General features: G+C 57.1%; 18 protein-coding genes. 8 read left to right on the forward strand and 10 right to left on the reverse strand.

The window, feature by feature from the left end; all coding sequences use genetic code 11:
* The 3 genes from EKH49_RS06335 to EKH49_RS06345 all read right to left on the reverse strand — a co-directional run.
* On the reverse strand, positions 1–786 hold a 786-nt coding region (locus EKH49_RS06335; protein ID WP_236641058.1), incomplete at its 3' end, for a COX15/CtaA family protein.
* Positions 787–879: 93 nt separating this feature from the next.
* Positions 880–1,644 (reverse strand): ABC transporter permease, encoded by a 765-nt coding sequence (locus tag EKH49_RS06340; RefSeq protein WP_128470155.1) that lies wholly within the window; start codon positions 1,642–1,644, stop codon positions 880–882.
* Positions 1,641–2,594, reverse strand: a complete 954-nt coding sequence (locus EKH49_RS06345; protein WP_128470156.1) for an ABC transporter ATP-binding protein — start codon at positions 2,592–2,594, stop codon at positions 1,641–1,643. Before EKH49_RS06345 ends, EKH49_RS06340 begins: the two co-directional genes overlap by 4 nt.
* A 190-nt stretch (positions 2,595–2,784) precedes the next feature.
* Between EKH49_RS06345 and EKH49_RS06350 the strand changes: the two genes are divergently transcribed.
* The 6 genes from EKH49_RS06350 (at position 2,785) to EKH49_RS06375 (ending at position 8,013) form a co-directional block, all read left to right on the forward strand.
* The gene (locus EKH49_RS06350; RefSeq protein WP_128470157.1) at positions 2,785–3,570 is read left to right on the forward strand and encodes a helix-turn-helix transcriptional regulator; all 786 of its coding nucleotides are present in this window, start codon (positions 2,785–2,787) and stop codon (positions 3,568–3,570) included.
* Positions 3,567–5,027 carry a Fe-S cluster assembly protein SufB gene (sufB, locus tag EKH49_RS06355; RefSeq protein WP_128470158.1) on the forward strand — a complete coding sequence of 487 codons (1,461 nt, stop codon included), beginning with the start codon at positions 3,567–3,569 and terminating at the stop codon, positions 5,025–5,027. The genes EKH49_RS06350 and sufB overlap by 4 nt, the downstream gene beginning before the upstream one ends.
* Positions 5,028–5,029: 2 nt before the next feature.
* A complete protein-coding gene (gene sufD / locus EKH49_RS06360) occupies positions 5,030–6,310 on the forward strand; it encodes a Fe-S cluster assembly protein SufD (RefSeq protein WP_128470159.1) in 1,281 nt (426 codons plus the stop codon).
* A 61-nt stretch (positions 6,311–6,371) separates the two neighbouring features.
* Positions 6,372–7,130 (forward strand): Fe-S cluster assembly ATPase SufC, encoded by a 759-nt coding sequence (gene sufC, locus EKH49_RS06365; protein ID WP_128470160.1) that lies wholly within the window; start codon positions 6,372–6,374, stop codon positions 7,128–7,130.
* Positions 7,131–7,140: 10 nt separating this feature from the next.
* On the forward strand, positions 7,141–7,485 hold the full coding sequence (locus EKH49_RS06370; RefSeq protein WP_038990789.1) for a metal-sulfur cluster assembly factor: 345 nt from the start codon (positions 7,141–7,143) through the stop codon (positions 7,483–7,485).
* A 183-nt stretch (positions 7,486–7,668) separates the two neighbouring features.
* A complete protein-coding gene (locus tag EKH49_RS06375) occupies positions 7,669–8,013 on the forward strand; it encodes a metal-sulfur cluster assembly factor (RefSeq protein ID WP_128470223.1) in 345 nt (114 codons plus the stop codon).
* A gap of 1 nt (position 8,014) precedes the next feature.
* Here the strand turns inward: EKH49_RS06375 and EKH49_RS06380 are convergent, their stop codons facing one another.
* From EKH49_RS06380 to EKH49_RS06405, 6 genes are all read right to left on the reverse strand, one after another.
* Entirely contained in the window at positions 8,015–9,196 is a 1,182-nt protein-coding gene (locus EKH49_RS06380; protein WP_128470161.1) for a thiolase family protein, read from the reverse strand.
* Entirely contained in the window at positions 9,193–10,635 is a 1,443-nt protein-coding gene (locus tag EKH49_RS06385) for a class I adenylate-forming enzyme family protein (protein ID WP_128470162.1), read from the reverse strand. The genes EKH49_RS06380 and EKH49_RS06385 overlap by 4 nt, the downstream gene beginning before the upstream one ends.
* A gap of 4 nt (positions 10,636–10,639) precedes the next feature.
* Positions 10,640–11,221, reverse strand: coding sequence for a biotin transporter BioY (locus tag EKH49_RS06390; protein ID WP_128470163.1), 582 nt, complete (start codon positions 11,219–11,221; stop codon positions 10,640–10,642).
* A gap of 44 nt (positions 11,222–11,265) precedes the next feature.
* Entirely contained in the window at positions 11,266–11,871 is a 606-nt protein-coding gene (locus tag EKH49_RS06395; RefSeq protein ID WP_161567462.1) for an energy-coupling factor transporter transmembrane component T family protein, read from the reverse strand.
* The gene (locus tag EKH49_RS06400; protein WP_128470165.1) at positions 11,868–12,557 is read right to left on the reverse strand and encodes an energy-coupling factor ABC transporter ATP-binding protein; all 690 of its coding nucleotides are present in this window, start codon (positions 12,555–12,557) and stop codon (positions 11,868–11,870) included. The genes EKH49_RS06395 and EKH49_RS06400 overlap by 4 nt, the downstream gene beginning before the upstream one ends.
* A gap of 149 nt (positions 12,558–12,706) precedes the next feature.
* A complete protein-coding gene (locus EKH49_RS06405) occupies positions 12,707–13,423 on the reverse strand; it encodes a LysE family translocator (RefSeq protein WP_128470166.1) in 717 nt (238 codons plus the stop codon).
* Between the two features lie 156 nt (positions 13,424–13,579).
* Between EKH49_RS06405 and EKH49_RS06410 the strand changes: the two genes are divergently transcribed.
* Positions 13,580–14,026: an Lrp/AsnC family transcriptional regulator gene (locus tag EKH49_RS06410; protein WP_128470167.1), complete on the forward strand. Its 447-nt coding sequence runs from the start codon at positions 13,580–13,582 to the stop codon at positions 14,024–14,026.
* Here the strand turns inward: EKH49_RS06410 and EKH49_RS06415 are convergent.
* Positions 14,023–15,240: an MFS transporter gene (locus tag EKH49_RS06415; protein WP_128470168.1), complete on the reverse strand. Its 1,218-nt coding sequence runs from the start codon at positions 15,238–15,240 to the stop codon at positions 14,023–14,025. The genes EKH49_RS06410 and EKH49_RS06415 overlap by 4 nt on opposite strands.
* Before the next feature lie 292 nt (positions 15,241–15,532).
* Here EKH49_RS06415 and EKH49_RS06420 point away from each other — a divergent pair, with 292 nt between their 5' ends.
* Positions 15,533–17,215 carry an FAD-binding dehydrogenase gene (locus EKH49_RS06420; RefSeq protein ID WP_128470169.1) on the forward strand — a complete coding sequence of 561 codons (1,683 nt, stop codon included), beginning with the start codon at positions 15,533–15,535 and terminating at the stop codon, positions 17,213–17,215.
* Positions 17,216–17,292: the final 77 nt, after the last annotated feature.

Below are 17,292 nucleotides of genomic sequence, written 5' to 3' on the forward strand. Positions count from 1 at the left end.
ATGCGAGAGAACGAGGGCAACTGGCAGGCCATTGAAGTGCTGGATGTAGCCGATCGCTGCCTGAACCGCGATAGCGGCCACGAGCCACCAAATGGCGTTGCGGAGCTGGCTGTTTCCGCCCTGCTTGTAGGCCAAGATGAGTACAACAACGGTGGCGGCGACCAGCAAGTACACCGGAGCCGTGTGCAAGCGTGTTACGAACAGTGGGTCGAACAGGTGGCGAGGAGCATCGGCATCTCCGGCGTGCGGCCCGGTGCCTGTAACGACGGTTCCGAACGCGACAGCGAGCAGCGAGAAGATCCATGCGGCAAATGAAATCTGGCCGATGGACTTGGTGCTCCGCGGAATCTCCCGGCTTTTCAGTTCCTTGGCCGTACGGTTCACCTGGAACGTGGCCATGATGACCAGAGCGCCGGAAATCAGGAAATGCACCGATACAACCCAGGCATTCAGGCCAGTCCATACGGTGATGGCGCCGACAAGGGCCTGAAGTGCGATGCCGGCGAGCAAGCCGACGGCGAGTTTGTGCAAGGTGCGGTGCGTCGGGCGCATCTTCCAGATGGAGACCAGGAAAGCGACGGCGATGACCAGCAGGACGAAGGTCAGCAGTCGGTTGCCGAACTCGATGATGCCGTGGATACCCATTTCCGGAACAGGAGTCATCGAGCCGGGGACGCAGTTGGGCCAATGTGAGCAACCGAGTCCCGACTCGGTAAGCCGTACGGCCCCTCCGGTGACGATAATGCCAATCTGCGAGATCAAGGATGCGATCGCCAGACCATGCACGAGGCGGTTTACCTTCGCGGGCAACTTATCGGCCCAGCTCTGTTTGGCTTGGACTGAAGACAAGGAAATCTCCCTCTTGGAATTGAGTGGTGGTTAGCTCCATTTGAACAGCTTGATGGCTGCAAAGGAGCCGGCTGCTGCCCAAAGGATCAAGAAGATCAGTCCAGCGATGCTGAACTGGCCATGGATGAGGGCATCGCGCATGGCGTCGCCCAGCGCTGCCGAAGGCAGTGCATTCAGCGTCGGCTGTGCCCAATCTGGGGCCATGCTCAAGGGATACAGGACGCCGCCGGCGCCGGCCAGCAGGATCCAGGCGAGATTGGTGATGGCCAACGTCGCTTCAGGGCGAACGGTGCCAGCAATGAGCAGGCCTAGCGCGGTAAACGCCGCTGCACCCAAGAGCAGGAAGAGGATACCCGGGAGGATTCCCCAGGGGTTCGGATGCCAATCCAGGAACAGCAGCGCGACTGAGCAGATCAAGACGACCTGGATCAACAAGACGGACAGCACTGCAATGACCTTGCCGAAAATCAGTCCGGTTTTTCCCAATGGGGTCGTTGAGAACATGGTCAGCACGCCGTAGCGGCGGTCAAAACCTGTCCCGATTCCCTGTCCGGTGAATGCCGTTGAAATGACGCAGAGGGCGAGCACGCCGGGTACAGCTGCATCAATGCTTCGGTCGGCCACGTCCTTGACCAGATCGGTGAGGGTGAGCACGAACAGTGCAATGAGCGGCATGACAACAGCGAGAATGAGTTGCTCGCCATTGCTGAGCATCTGGATGGATTCGTATCGGCCTTGGTTCAGGATTCTGCGCAGTGGCGAGACAGCATTGGAGCGCGTGAGTGCTTGGCTCATGCTTTTTCCTCCTTGATCGCGATTTCGAGGAAAACGTCTTCGAGGCTTCGAGACTGGAGATTAAGCTCGGTTGGCAAGATGCCTTCCTTCAGCCACCACTGCGTGAGCCAATTCAAGTGTTCGGGGGAGTTGACCCCGTCGAGGCGGTACTGGCCGGCGGCGGTCTCTTCCAGACGCAATCCTGCCGGCGGTTCAGGCAGTTGCAGGCCAGCTGGGGCCGAGAAGGAGACCGGGCGGGTGTCCTGGTCTTCGGCAGCGCGGGCAGTCAGCTCCGCAACGGTGCCCTGCGCCACGGTACAGCCCTTGTCGATGATGTAGACATAGTCGCTGAGGCGTTGTGCGTCGTCCATGAGATGGGTCGTCAAGATGATGGTCTTGCCAGCATCGCGAAGTTCGGCAATGAGGTCGAAAACCACCTGGCGCGACTGCGGGTCCAAACCGGCGCTTGGCTCATCGAGGAAAAGCACTTCCGGATCTCCGGCCAGAGCGACTGCCAATGCGACGCGCTGTTTCTGGCCGCCGGATAGACGGCGGATCGTGCGGGTGCCAAATGACTCGAGATCCAGGCGTGTGATTAACGCATCAATGTCAATGGGCTTCTGATAGAGGGATGCGACATGCCGCAAGAGCGGAATCGGGCGCATTGACGGAGGCAACCCGCCATCCTGGAGCATGACGCCGACTCGAGAGCGCAATTCGGGGTTGTCGCCGAACGGATTCTGGCCCAGGAGTTCGACTGTGCCGCCTTCGGGCTGAAGCAGCCCCTGGGCACAGGCAAGGGTTGTGGACTTGCCAGCTCCGTTAGCTCCTAAAAGCGTGGTGACCTGACCGGGGAAAGCTTTTAGGGACACGGACTCCAGGACTCGCAGCATGCGATTGTCCAAGGCGGGGACTGGACCTAAATCTTTGGCCAGCTCGTTGATGACGAGGCTGGGGGATACAGAAGACACTAGAACATTCTACGACATGTCGAACTGGCTGAGTTGAGTGGTTGGTCACCAAGCCTCGAGTTCCGCTTAAGGGGGCGAGACAATGGAAGTGCAAGAGGTTTGAAGCAGGCAACGCCCTAGTCGGGCAAGCTTGCCCTTAGTAAGTCCTTCCTTACTAGACCTAGAGTAAAAATTTACGCATGATTGTGTTGTGTATTCATCAAATTCAGAATCAGCTAGTGGCTCCGCTGCCGCGACGGTTGGCGCAGTTGGGGATACCGAGGAGCGCACGCGTGACCGCGTCCTATACGCAGTATTAGAGGACGGACCGGTCAGTGCCGCCGAGCTTGGAAGCAAGCTGGGCTTCACGCCTGCTGCGGTCCGTCGCCACCTGGACGCGCTCTCGAAATCGGGACTCGTCGAGGTGAAGCTGGTAGCCAACCAGAAGACCGGTGCTGGGCGCCCGTCCCGCCGCTACGTGCTTTCGCACCGCGGTCAGACGAAGCTGGGCAACGACTACCTGGAGATCGCTTCCGATGCATTGAAGATGCTCGGGGATGCGGCTGGCGAGGACGCGATTCGCAAGTTTGCGCGTAATCGATTCGCATCCATGGAAGAGCGGTACGCCAAGGCGCTGGTCGGCGTTGAAGGTTTGGAAGCACGAGCCGAAGTGTTGGGCAATTTGCTCAGTGCCGATGGATTCGTGGGATACACCCGAAAAGTGGATACCAAAGTGGCATCTGCTCTGATGCATAGCGTGCAGCTATGCCAGGGGCACTGCCCGATACAAGACTTGGCACGAGAGTTTCCGGTGTTTTGCGACATGGAAACCGAAATGTTCGCCCGCTTGCTGGGTGTCGATGTTCGACGATTGTCGACCCTGGCCGGTGGCGGACACGTGTGCACGACCCACATCCCTGTGGGGCGTGAAAAGGCGCCGATGCGCGCCGAGAAGAGAACTCGAATTCAGTTCACGAAGCAGGAGAGGCCGCGATGACGGATCAGATTGCACAGGAGTCTGCCGACCCGGGTGTAATTTCCGAGATTCTGGAGAAGAACCCCGAACTCCACGGAATCGGCAATTACGAATACGGCTGGGCAGATAAGAACGACGCGGGTGCAAATGCACGCCGTGGCGTCGACAAGGACGTTGTGGCGAACATTTCCGCCCTGAAGTCCGAGCCAGAATGGATGCTGGAGCGTCGCCAGAAGGCGCTGAAGTACTTCGACCGCAAGCCAATGCCAACCTGGGGTCCAGACCTTTCGGGCATTGATTTCGACAACATCAAGTACTTCGTGCGTTCCACCGAGAAGCAGGCGACCTCGTGGGAAGATCTTCCAGAAGACATCAAGAACACCTACGACAAGTTGGGCATTCCCGAGGCTGAAAAGCAGCGTCTGGTTTCCGGCGTTGCCGCCCAGTACGAGTCCGAGGTCGTCTACCACCAGCTGCGCGAGGACCTTGAAGCACAGGGCGTCATCTTCCTTGACACCGATACCGGCCTGAAGGAGCACCCGGAGATCTTCCAGGAGTACTTCGGCTCGGTCATTCCAGCAGGCGACAACAAGTTCGCTTCGCTGAACACCGCCGTTTGGTCCGGCGGCTCCTTCGTGTACGTTCCCAAGGGCGTCCATGTGGAAATCCCGCTGCAGGCCTACTTCCGCATCAACACGGAAAACATGGGCCAGTTCGAACGTACCCTGATCATTGCCGATGAGGGCTCGTACGTGCACTACATCGAGGGTTGCACCGCGCCGATCTACCAGTCGGACTCCCTGCACTCGGCTGTTGTGGAAATCATCGTGAAGAAGAACGCCCGCGTTCGCTACACGACCATCCAGAACTGGTCGAACAACGTGTACAACCTGGTGACCAAGCGTGCTGTCTGTGAAGAAGGCGCCACCATGGAATGGGTCGATGGCAACATCGGTTCCAAGGTCACCATGAAGTACCCGGCTGTCTACCTGGTCGGCGAGCAGGCCAAGGGCGAGACCCTGTCCATCGCCTTCGCCGGCGAAGGCCAGCACCAGGACACCGGCTCGAAAATGGTCCACATCGCGCCGAACACCTCCTCGGCAATTGTTGCCAAGTCGGTGGCCCGCAACGGCGGCCGTTCGGCCTACCGTGGCCTGGTGCAGGTCCAGGAAGGCGCCAAGGGCACCAAGAACTCGGTGGTCTGCGACGCATTGCTGGTTGACCAGATCTCGCGTTCGGATACCTACCCGTACATCGACGTCCGCGAGGACGACGTGACCATGGGCCACGAGGCAACGGTTTCCCGCGTGTCCGAGGAACAGCTGTTCTACCTGCAGTCCCGCGGCTTGGCCGAGGACGAGGCCATGGCAATGATCGTGCGCGGCTTCGTCGAGCCGATCGCACGCGAGCTGCCGATGGAGTACGCGCTGGAACTGAACCGCCTTATTGAACTTCAGATGGAAGGATCGGTCGGCTAAGAATGTCGGAGACCACCACCCATATCCCAGAAGAGAAGGCGCGCATCGGCGCACCATCGATTCCTGGTTTCACCGAAGAGGGCGAAGACCTTTCGCCGATCAACGACAACGGCGGCTCGCCGCTGGCTGGCGCCTCCACCAAGGCGCACAGCCACGGCGGCGGCGTTGGCGTTCCGGATTCTTCGCGTGCCGGTCGACTGACCAGCACCAACGTCGAGGATTTCGCCAAGCTGACCGGCCGTGAAGAGGACTGGCGCTTCACCCCGCTCAAGCGCCTCAAGGGCCTGCACACCGATGAACTCACCGGCGCAGCTCCGAAGATCGAGCTGACCGGCAACGACACCGCCAAGCTGTCGGTTGTTGCGGCAGACGACGCCCTGAACGGCGTTGCGCACACCCCGGATGACCGTGTGTCTGCAAACGCCTGGAAGTACGCTTCCGAGACCCACGTGGTTACCATCCCGAAGAATGCCGAGGGTGCCAAGGCAACGCTGCGCATCACCGGCGAGTCGCTGGCAGCGGCAGCCCAGCACGTGATCGTTGTCGCCGAGGAGAACTCCGAAGCTACCGTCGTGCTGGACCACGTAGGTTCGGCAGTGCTGGCGCAGAATGTCGAGTTCGACGTCCAGGCCAACGCGCGCCTGACCGTGATCTCGCTGCAGGCTTGGGAAGATGACGCAGTCCACGCGTCCTCGCAGCAGGCACTTGTTGCAGCTGGCGCTTCCTTCAAGCACATCGCAGTGTCCTTCGGTGGCGATCTGGTTCGTGTGAACCCATCGGCCCGCTTCACCGGCGAACGCGCTGAGATCGAGCTGTACGGCCTGTACTTCGCCGATGCCGGCCAGCACCTGGAGCACCGCCTGTTCGTTGACCACGCTGTGGCCAACTGCAAGTCGAACGTGCTGTACAAGGGTGCATTGCAGGGCAAGGACGCGCACACCGTCTGGGTTGGCGATGTGCTGATCCAGAAGGCTGCTGTGGGCACCGACTCCTACGAAGCAAACCGCAACCTGGTTCTGACCGATGGCGCCCGCGCCGACTCGGTTCCAAACCTGGAAATCGAAACCGGTCTGATCGATGGTGCTGGCCACGCATCGACCACCGGCCGCTTCGACGACGAGCACCTCTTCTACTTGATGGCTCGCGGTATCGATGAAAAGACCGCTCGCCGCCTGGTAGTGCGCGGATTCCTGAACGAAATTGTTCAGCAGATTGGCGATGAGGCTCTGCAGGAGCGTCTGACCGAAACCATCGAAGAAGAATTGGCTGCAACTAGCAACTAGCTAGTGCCTGCTTCACCAGCTTTTTAGCCTTAGCGCTTTTTAGAAAGAAACGGAACGACGTATGTCTACTCTGGAAATCAAGGACCTGCACGTCTCGATTGACACCGAGCAGGGCGAGAAGGAAATTCTCAAGGGTGTAACCCTGACCATCAAGACCGGCGAAACCCACGCAATCATGGGCCCCAACGGCTCGGGCAAGTCGACCCTGGCATCGACCATCGCTGGCCACCCGCGCTACAACGTCACCTCCGGCTCCATCACCCTCGACGGTGAAGATGTCCTGGAGATGAGCGTTGACGAGCGTGCAAAGGCTGGATTGTTCCTGGCTATGCAGTACCCGGTAGAGGTGCCAGGCGTAACCATGACCAACTTCCTGCGTACCGCCAAAACCGCAATCGACGGCGAAGCTCCTAAGCTGCGTACCTGGACCAAGGACGTCAAGGAAGCGATGACCAAGCTGAAGATCGATGCCGACTTCGCGCAGCGCAACGTGAACGAAGGCTTCTCCGGTGGTGAGAAGAAGCGTGTCGAAATCCTGCAGCTGGAACTGTTCAAGCCTAAGTTCGCAGTGCTGGACGAGACCGACTCCGGCCTGGATGTCGACGCTCTGAAGGTTGTCTCCGAGGGCGTCAACCGCGCCCAGGACGAGAACGAGATGGGCACCCTGCTGATTACCCACTACACTCGCATCCTGCGCTACATCAAGCCAGAGTTCGTGCACGTGTTCGTTGATGGCAAGGTAGCCGAACAGGGCGGCCCGGAGCTGGCTGACCGTCTGGAAGAAGAAGGCTACGACCGTTACCTGAACGTCAAGGCCTAAGGGTACAGTCATGAGCGAATCGACCGAACAGAGCACGGGAGCCGCTACGACTCCTCTGGAAGACGTTGAGGAAGCGCTCAAGGACGTCATTGACCCGGAATTGGGTGTCAACATTGTCGACCTGGGCTTGCTATATGGCCTGAAGTACGCTGATGACGGTGTGCTTTTGCTGGACCTCACGTTGACCACCGCCGCCTGCCCGCTCACCGATATCATCGAAGAGCAGGTTGCCAAGGCGCTGGAGAGCGTTGTAGACGACCACCGTCTGAACTGGGTCTGGATGCCGCCTTGGGGTCCAGAACGAATCACCGACGACGGTCGCGATCAGATGCGAGCCCTGGGCTTCAACATCTAATCACGCCTGAAGAGAACAGAACCGCGTATCACCGAAAGGGTACGCGGTTTTGTTCGTTAACGCTGAGCCTCTGCTGTATTCGCCCTGAGCATCCTGCTGAAAGGGTCGAAAGATCAGAAAAACGTGCGTAAAGTTGCGTTTAATTAAATTAGGCGTACCTTTAGGGGGATTGGGGTGTTCGATATGACTGGAACAGCGACAGATGCAAGTGCCCATGCAGCACGTCCGTTAGGAGAAATCGAAGAGGCGCTCAAGGACGTGATTGACCCCGAGCTGGGAGTCAATATCGTTGATTTGGGCCTGCTCTACGGGCTGCGTTTTGGTGACGACTCCGTTCTGGAAATTGACCTGACATTGACAACTCCTGCGTGCCCGCTGACCGATATTCTTGAAGCGCAGATCGATGAAGCACTGAAAGATCTCGTCGATAATCATAATCTGACTTGGGTTTGGACGCCGCCGTGGGGTCCGGAGCGCATTACCGATGATGGTCGGGATCAGATGAGAGCACTAGGGTTCAATATCTAACTCAACAGTCATTCAAATCCAGATGGAGAGTTGACTCGAATGCAAGGGCGCTTCCGGTACCACCGGCAGCAGCCATGAGGGCGATGGCCCGCTGGCCATCCATTTGGGCCTGCTGCGACTGCCAAAACAAGCGTGTAGTCAGAATTGCACCGCTGGCACCGTATGGATGGCCCAATGCCAAGGCTCCGCCATTGAGATTCACGTTTTGCTCTGGAATTCCCAATTCATCGAGGCATGCGAGCGCCTGAACGGCAAAGGCTTCATTGAATTCAATGAGGGGAGTGCCGGATGCGGTGGCAGACGGCAAGAGGCTGATCAGCTTTCGGTAAGCCGGCACTGCCGCCATTCCGAGAACCTGGGGATCGCAAGCACCGTGCGCTGAGGCCAGATATCGCAGTGCAAAGTTCGCGTTCAGTGCCCGGCGCATTTGTCCGCTGACCAAGATCACCGCGGCCGCCCCGTCATTGATCGGGCAGGAATTTCCCGCCGTGACCGTGCCACCGGGTACGAAGGCGGGCTTGAGTGCTGCGAGCTTTCGGAGTGTCAGCCCGGACCTGGGGCAGGTGTCAGACGCGATTCGTCCGCTACTCGTGCCGATGGAAACGAGCTCATCCGCGAAGAGTCCGGCAGATTGAGCGCGCAGGGCACGTCGATGGCTGCGCAAAGCGAACTCGTCTTGACGTTCCTGGGTAATCGCCTTGGACTGGGCGATGGCTTCCGCGGCAACGCCCATGTCGGGATCTGGATCGGGAGCCGGGGTGAATCGCGCACGCGAGTATAGCCTTGGCGGATCGACAACGGATGATTGCTTTTCGACGCGCCACGGAGCCGTACTCACGGACTCCACTCCGCCTGCCACAACAACATGGGCTTCACCGCAGCGGATCATTCGGGCACCGGCTGCAATGGCGTCCAATCCACTAGCGCATTGGGCATCAATGCTAGTCGCGCCGACAGTATTCGGCAGTACCGATGCCAACGCAGACACGCGGGCAATATTTCCTCCCGGACCAGCCGCGTTTCCTGCAAACACATGGTCGACTTGAGCAGGAGAAATTCCGGTTCGTTCCAATAGCGTATTGATCACCTGCGCAAGCAGATGATCAGCACCAACCCGGGAGAATTCTTTGCCTGCCCTGACGATCGGGGTACGTGCCGCGTCAATGATGTATGCCTTGTTCATCTGAGCCAGTCGCTCCGTTCGATGTTCAAGTCCTGGTCATTCAACGCCGCGGTATTCAATTTGCCGCTGAAGGTTTCCGGCCACGATCTCAGGTACGTAATCCGGTGAGGGATCTTGTATCGCGACAAATGTTGCCCGAGGCCGGAGACAAGCGTGGACCGACTGCGTGGTGGCGAAACGGTGTACGCCACCATTTGGGGTTCAGGACCCGATTCATCTAGTCGTACGATGGCGTTGGGCAGTCCGACGGATTCCAGTGCTGCGCTGACTTCACCGGGGTGGATATTGTTGCCGTTGAGATTCATCATCTCGTCGTTGCGGCGAGCGAGCACGACGCGGGCTGAACCCGACGCCAGCATCGCACGATCTCCGATGCCGATCGACTTGCCGCATCGGGAAACGGACGCTCCCGAGCTGGCATCGTAGCCTTTGGCATTGAAAGGGCTATCGATATAGAGCAGGCCGAAACCGGTAGCAGAATCTTTGCCATGGATGTGTGCCCGAACTCCTGGAAACAACTGGCCTTCGAAATACGGTGCTGCGTGCTGGTCGGGATTGCGCTCGCGATAGGCGATGAGGCTGTGTTCGCTGCTTCCGAAGTATTCAACGCAACGTGCCATAGGGGCGATCTCGTGAAGCAATTGCACAGTTCCCTGGTGCAGCGTCTCGCCGCCACTGACAACTACTTGCAGGTTGGACAGCGTGGCCGGTTCGGACAGCTCAAGCACCCTGCTGAGAATTGTCGGGACACTGACGATGCGGGTGCAGCTGGACTGGGAGAGCAACGACCTCACACCGTTCAGATCCCATTTTCCGGTAGCCAAGAATGTGCCGCCAGAATGAACGGATTCGACCATCGCGTACAGTCCCAGGCCATGGGATATTGGACTCGGGCAGAGCGTGGCCTGATCGAGTGAAGCGCCCAGGATTCGGGAACCTGCGCTCAAGGATTCTTCCCAGGAGCCAACCGTCCGGACTACAGGTTTGGGCCGCGATGAGCTTCCCGAAGTGCATATGACGAGCAAGTCGCGGGAACCGGATAAGTTTCCCGCGGACTCGACGTAGTCGCCGACCGCCGGCGACTCTGGAAATGCCGTGAGGCTCGATACCCCGGGCAATGTCGTCGAATTCGGAGATGCAATCACGTAGTTGCAGCGAAGCCTGGCTGCCATCGTGCTTGCCAAGTTCTCGGGCCACGCGGGGTCAATCACAACCAACGTTTTGCCACTGGCCGCAATCGCGTAGAAGGCGATGGCCATTTCTATCGGGTCGCTGGTACGTACCCCGATGCGAATGCTCGGCAATGAATCCAGTTGCCGGGCGATAACGCTGCTTCTCCTCTTCAGCTGCCCGTAGGTCAGCTGTCTTCCAGGAGTCAGCACGGCAAGGTGATCCGGTTGTTGGTCGGCCCACCTCGCCAGCGACTGCCACAGGTCCACGGAACTAGCCCATCAACCCGCGGTAGCTGCGATGCACGGTCAATGCCACCAATGTCGTCACGACAGCCTTGAAGACGTCCCCTGGCAGGAAGCCGAGCGAGCCCAGCAGCGAAGTTCCCAGACCAAGTCCGGTAGTAGCCGCGGTCCACGGAACTCCGAACAAGTAGATGACAACGACACCACCGAAGAGCACCGAGATCAGTCCGGTCACGAATCGGACACCCTTATTTTCATTGCGCAGCACCCAGTATTTGAAGAGTGCTCCGATAACGAGGGAGCCGAAAATCCATCCAACGAGGTAACCTCCGGTCGGCCCGAAAAGGACGCCGAGCCCTCCGCGTCCACCAGATAACAGGGGCAATCCAGCCAATGACAGGACAACCACGACAAGTGAGGCCAATGCTCCGCGCCACGGCCCAAGCAACGCACCGGCCAGCATGACACCGAGAGTTTGCAGGGTAATCGGCACAGGGATGATTCCCAGAGTTATTGGCGGGAGGAGCCCCATAGCGGCGATCATCGCTGCAAAGACCGCTACATAGACAGTGTTGCGCGTCTGCGATGTTGAGTCAGTTTTCGTTGGCATAAGAATTCCTTGTCAGTGCGAGTGAGGTTGAAGGAAGCATGGGACTAGCGTTGATTTGGAGCTGAATCGTAGCCGCGGGCGTCGAGCGCCTCAGCTGTTTCGTCTGCGATCTTTAGTGACCTGATCACTAGCGGAACGCTCACGGCCAACGGGTTGTTGCCCAGGCCACGAGCATGCTGCGCTTCGCGAACTTCCAGATACACCTTTTTCAATTCCGGAATGAAGCGGATGGTCATGGATAAACCCAAGGCGATTTGCGCAGGATTCGCCCCGATGTAACGCAGGGGAGATGCAACCTGCTGGAACAGTTCCAGCATGGCGTCGAAGCTTGTGGTCAGGCTGACAGAATACGCAAACAAGCACATGGTCAGGAGCCGCAGAACCGAAACTATGGCATTGCCCCAATCGGTTTGCAATCCCAGGAGAATAAATACGACGCTGAGGATCATGGCCAACGATACCAATGGCATGCGCAGTTGCTTGAACCCAACCTTGGCCGACAACAGCAGGACAATGCTCAGTATGAATAACAGCAACAAGAGTTGCCACGATTCAATCAAATAAAGGCTGATGCTCAGTACCAATAGGGCTCCGAATTTCCATCCGGGTTTTATGCGAGCTAGGTACGAAGAATTTTTGGAAGCGATCATGCATGGCTCCATTGGCGGTAATTCGCGATCGCTTCATCAGGTCGACCATCGAATGCGATCCGGCCATCGGTGACAACGAGGACTCTGTCGAAATCCTCGAGGATTTCCAAATCGTGGGTCACTACTATCGCGCGTTGCTCCAATTTCGCGATCTCACGTTGGAAGGCAAGGCGGTTGCGCAGATCTAGCATCGTGGTGGGTTCATCGAACACAATGGTTCGAGGCTGCATGGCCAAGACGGAAGCGAGCGCAACCATTTGCTGCTCACCGCCTGAAAGCGTGTGGCTTTCACGGTCCGCAAGATGAGAGATGTTCAGCTCTGCCAGAGTCTCGTGTACACGCTTCTGCCTCTCGGCTTTTGGAAGCTGCAGATTCTTCAGGCCGAATGCGATGTCCTCTGAAACCAGAGGCATGATGATTTGATTTGCCGGATTCTGAAAGACGAAACCCACATCGCGACGTATTTGCTTTGCATGCTTTTGCGTATCCCGGTCGCCAACATGCACGGCTCCTTGCGTGGGCAGTACGAGTCCATTGATGAGCCGCGACAGCGTACTCTTTCCAGCGCCGTTTGCCCCGATAATTCCAATGCGTTGCTCGTTGAGTGTAAGGCTGACATCTTTGAGCACGTCGCGCTCTTCAAAGCTGACCGTGACGTTTTCGAATCGTATTGGCGGTAGTTCCACGAATGCTCCAGCGCGAGGATCATAGCTTGAACATCTGATTCGTTGAATGGGCAGTAGTTCATGCTTGCGTTATCGATGGCCGGATTGCCATCGATAACGAGCATACTTGATCACCGTTCAATTGTCTTGATCAGTGTTCAATATATTGTCTATGCGACGAAGAATTGCTCATAGATCAGGCCTGCGGACAGGAGGATCATGATGATTCCGGAACACAGTGTTACCACGCGGGCCGCCATCGGCCGAGAGCGGAGCAGTGCACTAGCGGCCAATGCGACGAGGAAGTAGACGAGGATTGAAACCGAGAAATGCGTCAGTCCAAGCAGGCCTGTTTGCACGGACAACGGAAACGGCTGGGACGAATCCAAGTACTGGGGTATGAGGGCCACATACAGCAATAGGGCCTTGGGATTGGTGCCACTGGTGAGCAGGCCTTTGATGAATTGGCTGCGGGGTGACCGTTGTTCAACTTTATCGAGCAGGGCCACGGATCCCTTGGACGGTTCGGGTAAGGATTGAGAAGAATTTCCGGTCAGCGCTTCAGGTTCTGGGGGTGATGCCTCATCAGGATCAAAGAATTTCGCGGTCTTGCAGGAACGCAGAGTCGCAATTCCCAGCCACAGCAGATAAAGCGATCCGGCCGCGGTCAGCCACAAGAGAATGGATGGGGAACTTGCTACCAAGGCAGCAATTCCACACACCAAGAGAGCTGTATGAACTAAGTAACCTGCGAGTAATCCCCATACGGCTGGGTGATAGCTCGCTTTACCCAGTGCCGAGGAAATGATGTATGCCCAGTCTGCGCCGGGCGTGCATGCCAAGGTGACTGATACCAGGAGGAATCCGGCGAACTGTGCGAGGTCCAATGCGTCTCCAAAAATCCATATTTCAGTGATGTGGCAACCTTAGGCGAAAATTTGTGAAATGTGCTTGCTGAATTTATGGGAATATTCGTCTGGAAAGCAAGAAAAATGGGAACCCAATGAGTTTTGCGCAAATTATTTGTGGAGTAATCTGAATTCATGGATGATTTAGATCGAGCGATTTTGGTCGAACTGCAGAACGACGGGCGCATGAGTGCAACTGCAGTAGCGGCGAAAGTCGGACTATCTGTGGCCCCCTGCCATCGACGGATCAGAGAACTTGAACGCAAGGGGGTGATCAGCGGATACCAAGCGGTGATTGACCCTGGGCTCATAGGTTTAGGGTTCGAAGCCCTGGTTTTCGTCACCCTGAAAGATCGAGCGCAGCTGAAGCACTTTGAATTAGCCGTAGAGCGTGAGGAGCTAATAGTTGATGCTCAACGACTTTTCGGCGAACCAGATTTCTTGCTTCGTGTTTTCGCCAATGACCTGCCGCATTACCAGCGCGTATACGACGAGGTACTTGTGGATCTGCCTGGGGTGGAAAAGCTGACAAGCACCATCGTCATGCGGAATATCAAGGAGCGAGCCATGCTGCCGGTCTAGGAGTTCTTGTCCGCCGGCTTGCCGATGCGAGTGACCGCAGGTGTCAATAGCAAAGAAGTAACGAGCACAACCGCGCAGATCCACAGTGCCTGAGGCAGCTTCAGCGTATCGACGATGAAGCCGATAAAAGGCGGCCCACCGAGCATCGCGCCATAGCCAAAAGCGCTCACGATGCTCACAGCCTTGGGGCCAAGCCGTTCGCCGCGGGAAGCGGCAATGCTCATGCCAAGGGGGAATCCAAGTGAACTGCCCAAGCCCCACATCATTGAACCGAGGCCAACGAGGTACGGGTTTGTTCCGGTGATGAATAGGGAAACACCGAGCAGTCCGATAAGTCCCATGATCAGGAGAGTGTTCTTCGTACCGAACCGGTCCACAAGGCGTCCGCCGACAAAGCGTCCCAGCGTCATTGCGGCGACGAACAGGGTGAACATGAGTGCACCGATTCGATGTTCGAAGCCGTGTCCGTCAACTGAAGTTACGGCGATCCAATCATTGGCCGCACCTTCTGTGAAGCTCAGTCCGGCGACCATTACACCCAGTAATAGCAATAGCCAGTTCTTCCTGGTGGCCTGCGCCGGACCTTGGCGGGCATCTTGGTTGCTAGGAACGAAGTTCTCGTTTTCCCAGCAAGTGACGCCCCTATGGGCGATGTAGGCGAGAATGGCAATGAGTCCTGATACTAGGGAAAAGTGCCAGACGCTAGGAATGTGCATCGAGATGGTTGCAGTTGCCAGACCGGCACCGAGGAGTGTTCCCAAGCTGAAGAATCCGTGAAGGGAAGGCATGATGCTGCGCCCCACTTTTCGCTCTACCTGCGCTCCGCTGACATTCATCATGATGTCCAGGCAGCCAAAGGTGAGCCCGTATAAGAAGAGCGCAATGTAGGCAAGCGCGGCGTTCGCTGTTACGGAGATAGCGATGCCGAGTATGACCAAGCATGCTGCGAGTCCAATGGGTAGGCAGCACAATAATCGTCGCGTCGGTACAAATTTACTGATAGTTGGAATGAGAGAGATGCCGAGCAGCGTGCCGACGGTGCTGCAGATCAAGAACGACCCGAGGCTTAGGCCAGAGAAGTCGAAAACAGTATCGATGATCGACAGGCGGCCCGCCCAAGTCGCAAAAGATAATCCTGCAAGAAGGAATATTAGGTTGATGCTGGTGCGTTCCGTGATTCGCTGTCGCGCGAGGTGGGCGACCAGTTGGGCCATCAGAAACTATCCCTTTCGATTTCTACAATTCCTAGAGTTTATCTCAAAATATAGGGATAAGTTACTGTTCAGTCGGAATTCCATTCGATTATGCGCCGTTGCACCGCTGGTGATCATGAGATTCACAGAATCGAAGGCCTGCACCGGGCCAAGGGAGAGGTTCTCGCGAAGCAATCTGCGCCAGTCAGGTGCATCGGGGCGGGGCATATAGCCATGGTGACTTTGCTCACCAGCAAGTAGGCTCTAGGTAAATAATCGTTCACTACATACCATCCGAGGTGGCAATAATCCGATGGGTTCCGAATTTGGCGGTGTACTGATAATCGGTGCGGGACTGGCTGGAATGGTGGCCGCATCCGAAGCACTTGATGCCGGTCTAAAAGTCCGGATCCTAGATCAGGAAAACTCGGCGAATCTTGGCGGCCAGGCCTACTGGTCTTTCGGTGGATTGTTTTTGGTTGACACCCCGGAACAACGTCGTTTAGGTGTCCACGATTCATTTGATCTTGCGTGGTCGGATTGGCAACATAGCGCTCAATTCGACCGCTTGGGAGATGAGGATGTGTGGGCGCACCGGTGGGCGAAAGCTTATGTCGAGTTCGCGGCCACTGAAAAACGATCTTGGATCAAGCGAAAAGGTATTGATCTGACACCAGTAGTGGGCTGGGCTGAGCGCGGCGATGGTCGTGCCGAGGGCCATGGGAATTCGGTACCGCGATTTCACATCGCGTGGGGAACCGGGACTGGCGTATCAGAACCCTTCGCCGACAGGATCCGCGAAGGACTGCGCATGGGGCAAGTTCAATTGCTCAATCGCCACCGAGTCACCGAGCTGGTGACTACTGGCGGCTCGGTCACCGGTGTTCGTGGCGAGGTCTTGTTGCCAGATGACGCTCCGCGGGGACAGGGATCCACCAGAACCGTCCTAGACAAATTCGAATTTTCGGCTGCGGCAGTGGTCATTGCGACTGGTGGAATTGGCGGGAACCACGACTTGGTGCGAAAATTCTGGCCCACCAGCCTTGGCGATGCACCAGAACGCATGATCACCGGGGTTCCGGAATACGTTGATGGAAGCGGGATCGAGCTAGCGCAGGCATCTGGTGCGCGTTTGGTCAATCGGGATCGAATGTGGCATTACACCGAGGGAATTCAGAATTGGAACTCGATTTGGCCGTCACACGGAATACGAATCCTGCCTGGTCCTAGTTCCATGTGGTTCGACGCAGAGGGAAACCGGCTCAAAGCACCGTGTCTTCCGGGGCATGACACTCTGGGCACGCTGAAGTATCTTCGAACGGATCCAATTGCGCGAAAGTACGACTACTCATGGTTCGTGCTGAACCAGCGAATAGTTGAGAAAGAATTCGCACTGTCCGGCTCAGAACAGAATCCGGACCTGACTAATCGGGACAAGGCCGGGGTTGTGAAAGACCGGATCTTCGGCAAAGGGGCGCCGGCGCCAGTTAAAGACTTCTTGGACAAAGGTGCTGACTTCGTTTCGGCTACCACCGTGGAAGAACTTGCAACGAAGATGAATGCCATCGCGCCCGAAGCATTTGTCGAGCCGGAGCGTCTCCGCCAGCATTTGCTTGTACGGGATTCACAAATTGAGAACCCATTCAGTAAGGATCAGCAAATTCAGTCGATCCGCAACGCTCGCAAGTACCTTGGCGACCGCCTCACCCGAGCGGTAGCCCCGCACAAGATTCTTGATCCTGCTGCCGGGCCGTTAATTGCAGTGAAGCTGCATATTCTGACGCGAAAATCCCTTGGGGGATTGCAGACGGATCTGTCTGGCCGAGTCCTGAAAGGCGATGGGAGGATTCTTGATGGACTCTACGCAGCCGGTGAGGCGTCCGGGTTCGGCGGAGGAGGGATGCATGGATACAACGCACTCGAAGGTACTTTTTTGGGAGGCTGTTTGTTCAGTGGACGCCAGGTAGGTCGAGCACTGGTGGAAGCGCTGAAATAGAACAACAAAAACTGTGGTGCAAATTGTGGTATAAAAGCAGGATTTGCCTTGGTTGTAGGCCTATGAAAGAACCGCCG

Origin of the sequence: Glutamicibacter sp. HZAU (assembly GCF_004100365.1) — a bacterium.
Taxonomy (GTDB): Bacteria; Actinomycetota; Actinomycetes; order Actinomycetales; family Micrococcaceae; genus Glutamicibacter; species Glutamicibacter nicotianae.

What these genes read in the sequence shown, in the direction of transcription:
- EKH49_RS06375 (WP_128470223.1), top strand. Translation starts at nt 7,669, where the DNA reads ATGACTGGAACAGCGACAGATGCAAGTGCCCATGCAGCACGTCCGTTA.
- EKH49_RS06395 (WP_161567462.1), bottom strand. Translation starts at nt 11,871, where the DNA reads ATGATCGCTTCCAAAAATTCTTCGTACCTAGCTCGCATAAAACCCGGA.
- EKH49_RS06420 (WP_128470169.1), top strand. Translation starts at nt 15,533, where the DNA reads ATGGGTTCCGAATTTGGCGGTGTACTGATAATCGGTGCGGGACTGGCT.
- EKH49_RS06415 (WP_128470168.1), bottom strand. Translation starts at nt 15,240, where the DNA reads ATGGCCCAACTGGTCGCCCACCTCGCGCGACAGCGAATCACGGAACGC.
- EKH49_RS06390 (WP_128470163.1), bottom strand. Translation starts at nt 11,221, where the DNA reads ATGCCAACGAAAACTGACTCAACATCGCAGACGCGCAACACTGTCTAT.
- sufB (WP_128470158.1), top strand. Translation starts at nt 3,567, where the DNA reads ATGACGGATCAGATTGCACAGGAGTCTGCCGACCCGGGTGTAATTTCC.
- EKH49_RS06340 (WP_128470155.1), bottom strand. Translation starts at nt 1,644, where the DNA reads ATGAGCCAAGCACTCACGCGCTCCAATGCTGTCTCGCCACTGCGCAGA.
- sufD (WP_128470159.1), top strand. Translation starts at nt 5,030, where the DNA reads ATGTCGGAGACCACCACCCATATCCCAGAAGAGAAGGCGCGCATCGGC.
- EKH49_RS06370 (WP_038990789.1), top strand. Translation starts at nt 7,141, where the DNA reads ATGAGCGAATCGACCGAACAGAGCACGGGAGCCGCTACGACTCCTCTG.
- EKH49_RS06380 (WP_128470161.1), bottom strand. Translation starts at nt 9,196, where the DNA reads ATGAACAAGGCATACATCATTGACGCGGCACGTACCCCGATCGTCAGG.
- EKH49_RS06410 (WP_128470167.1), top strand. Translation starts at nt 13,580, where the DNA reads ATGGATGATTTAGATCGAGCGATTTTGGTCGAACTGCAGAACGACGGG.
- sufC (WP_128470160.1), top strand. Translation starts at nt 6,372, where the DNA reads ATGTCTACTCTGGAAATCAAGGACCTGCACGTCTCGATTGACACCGAG.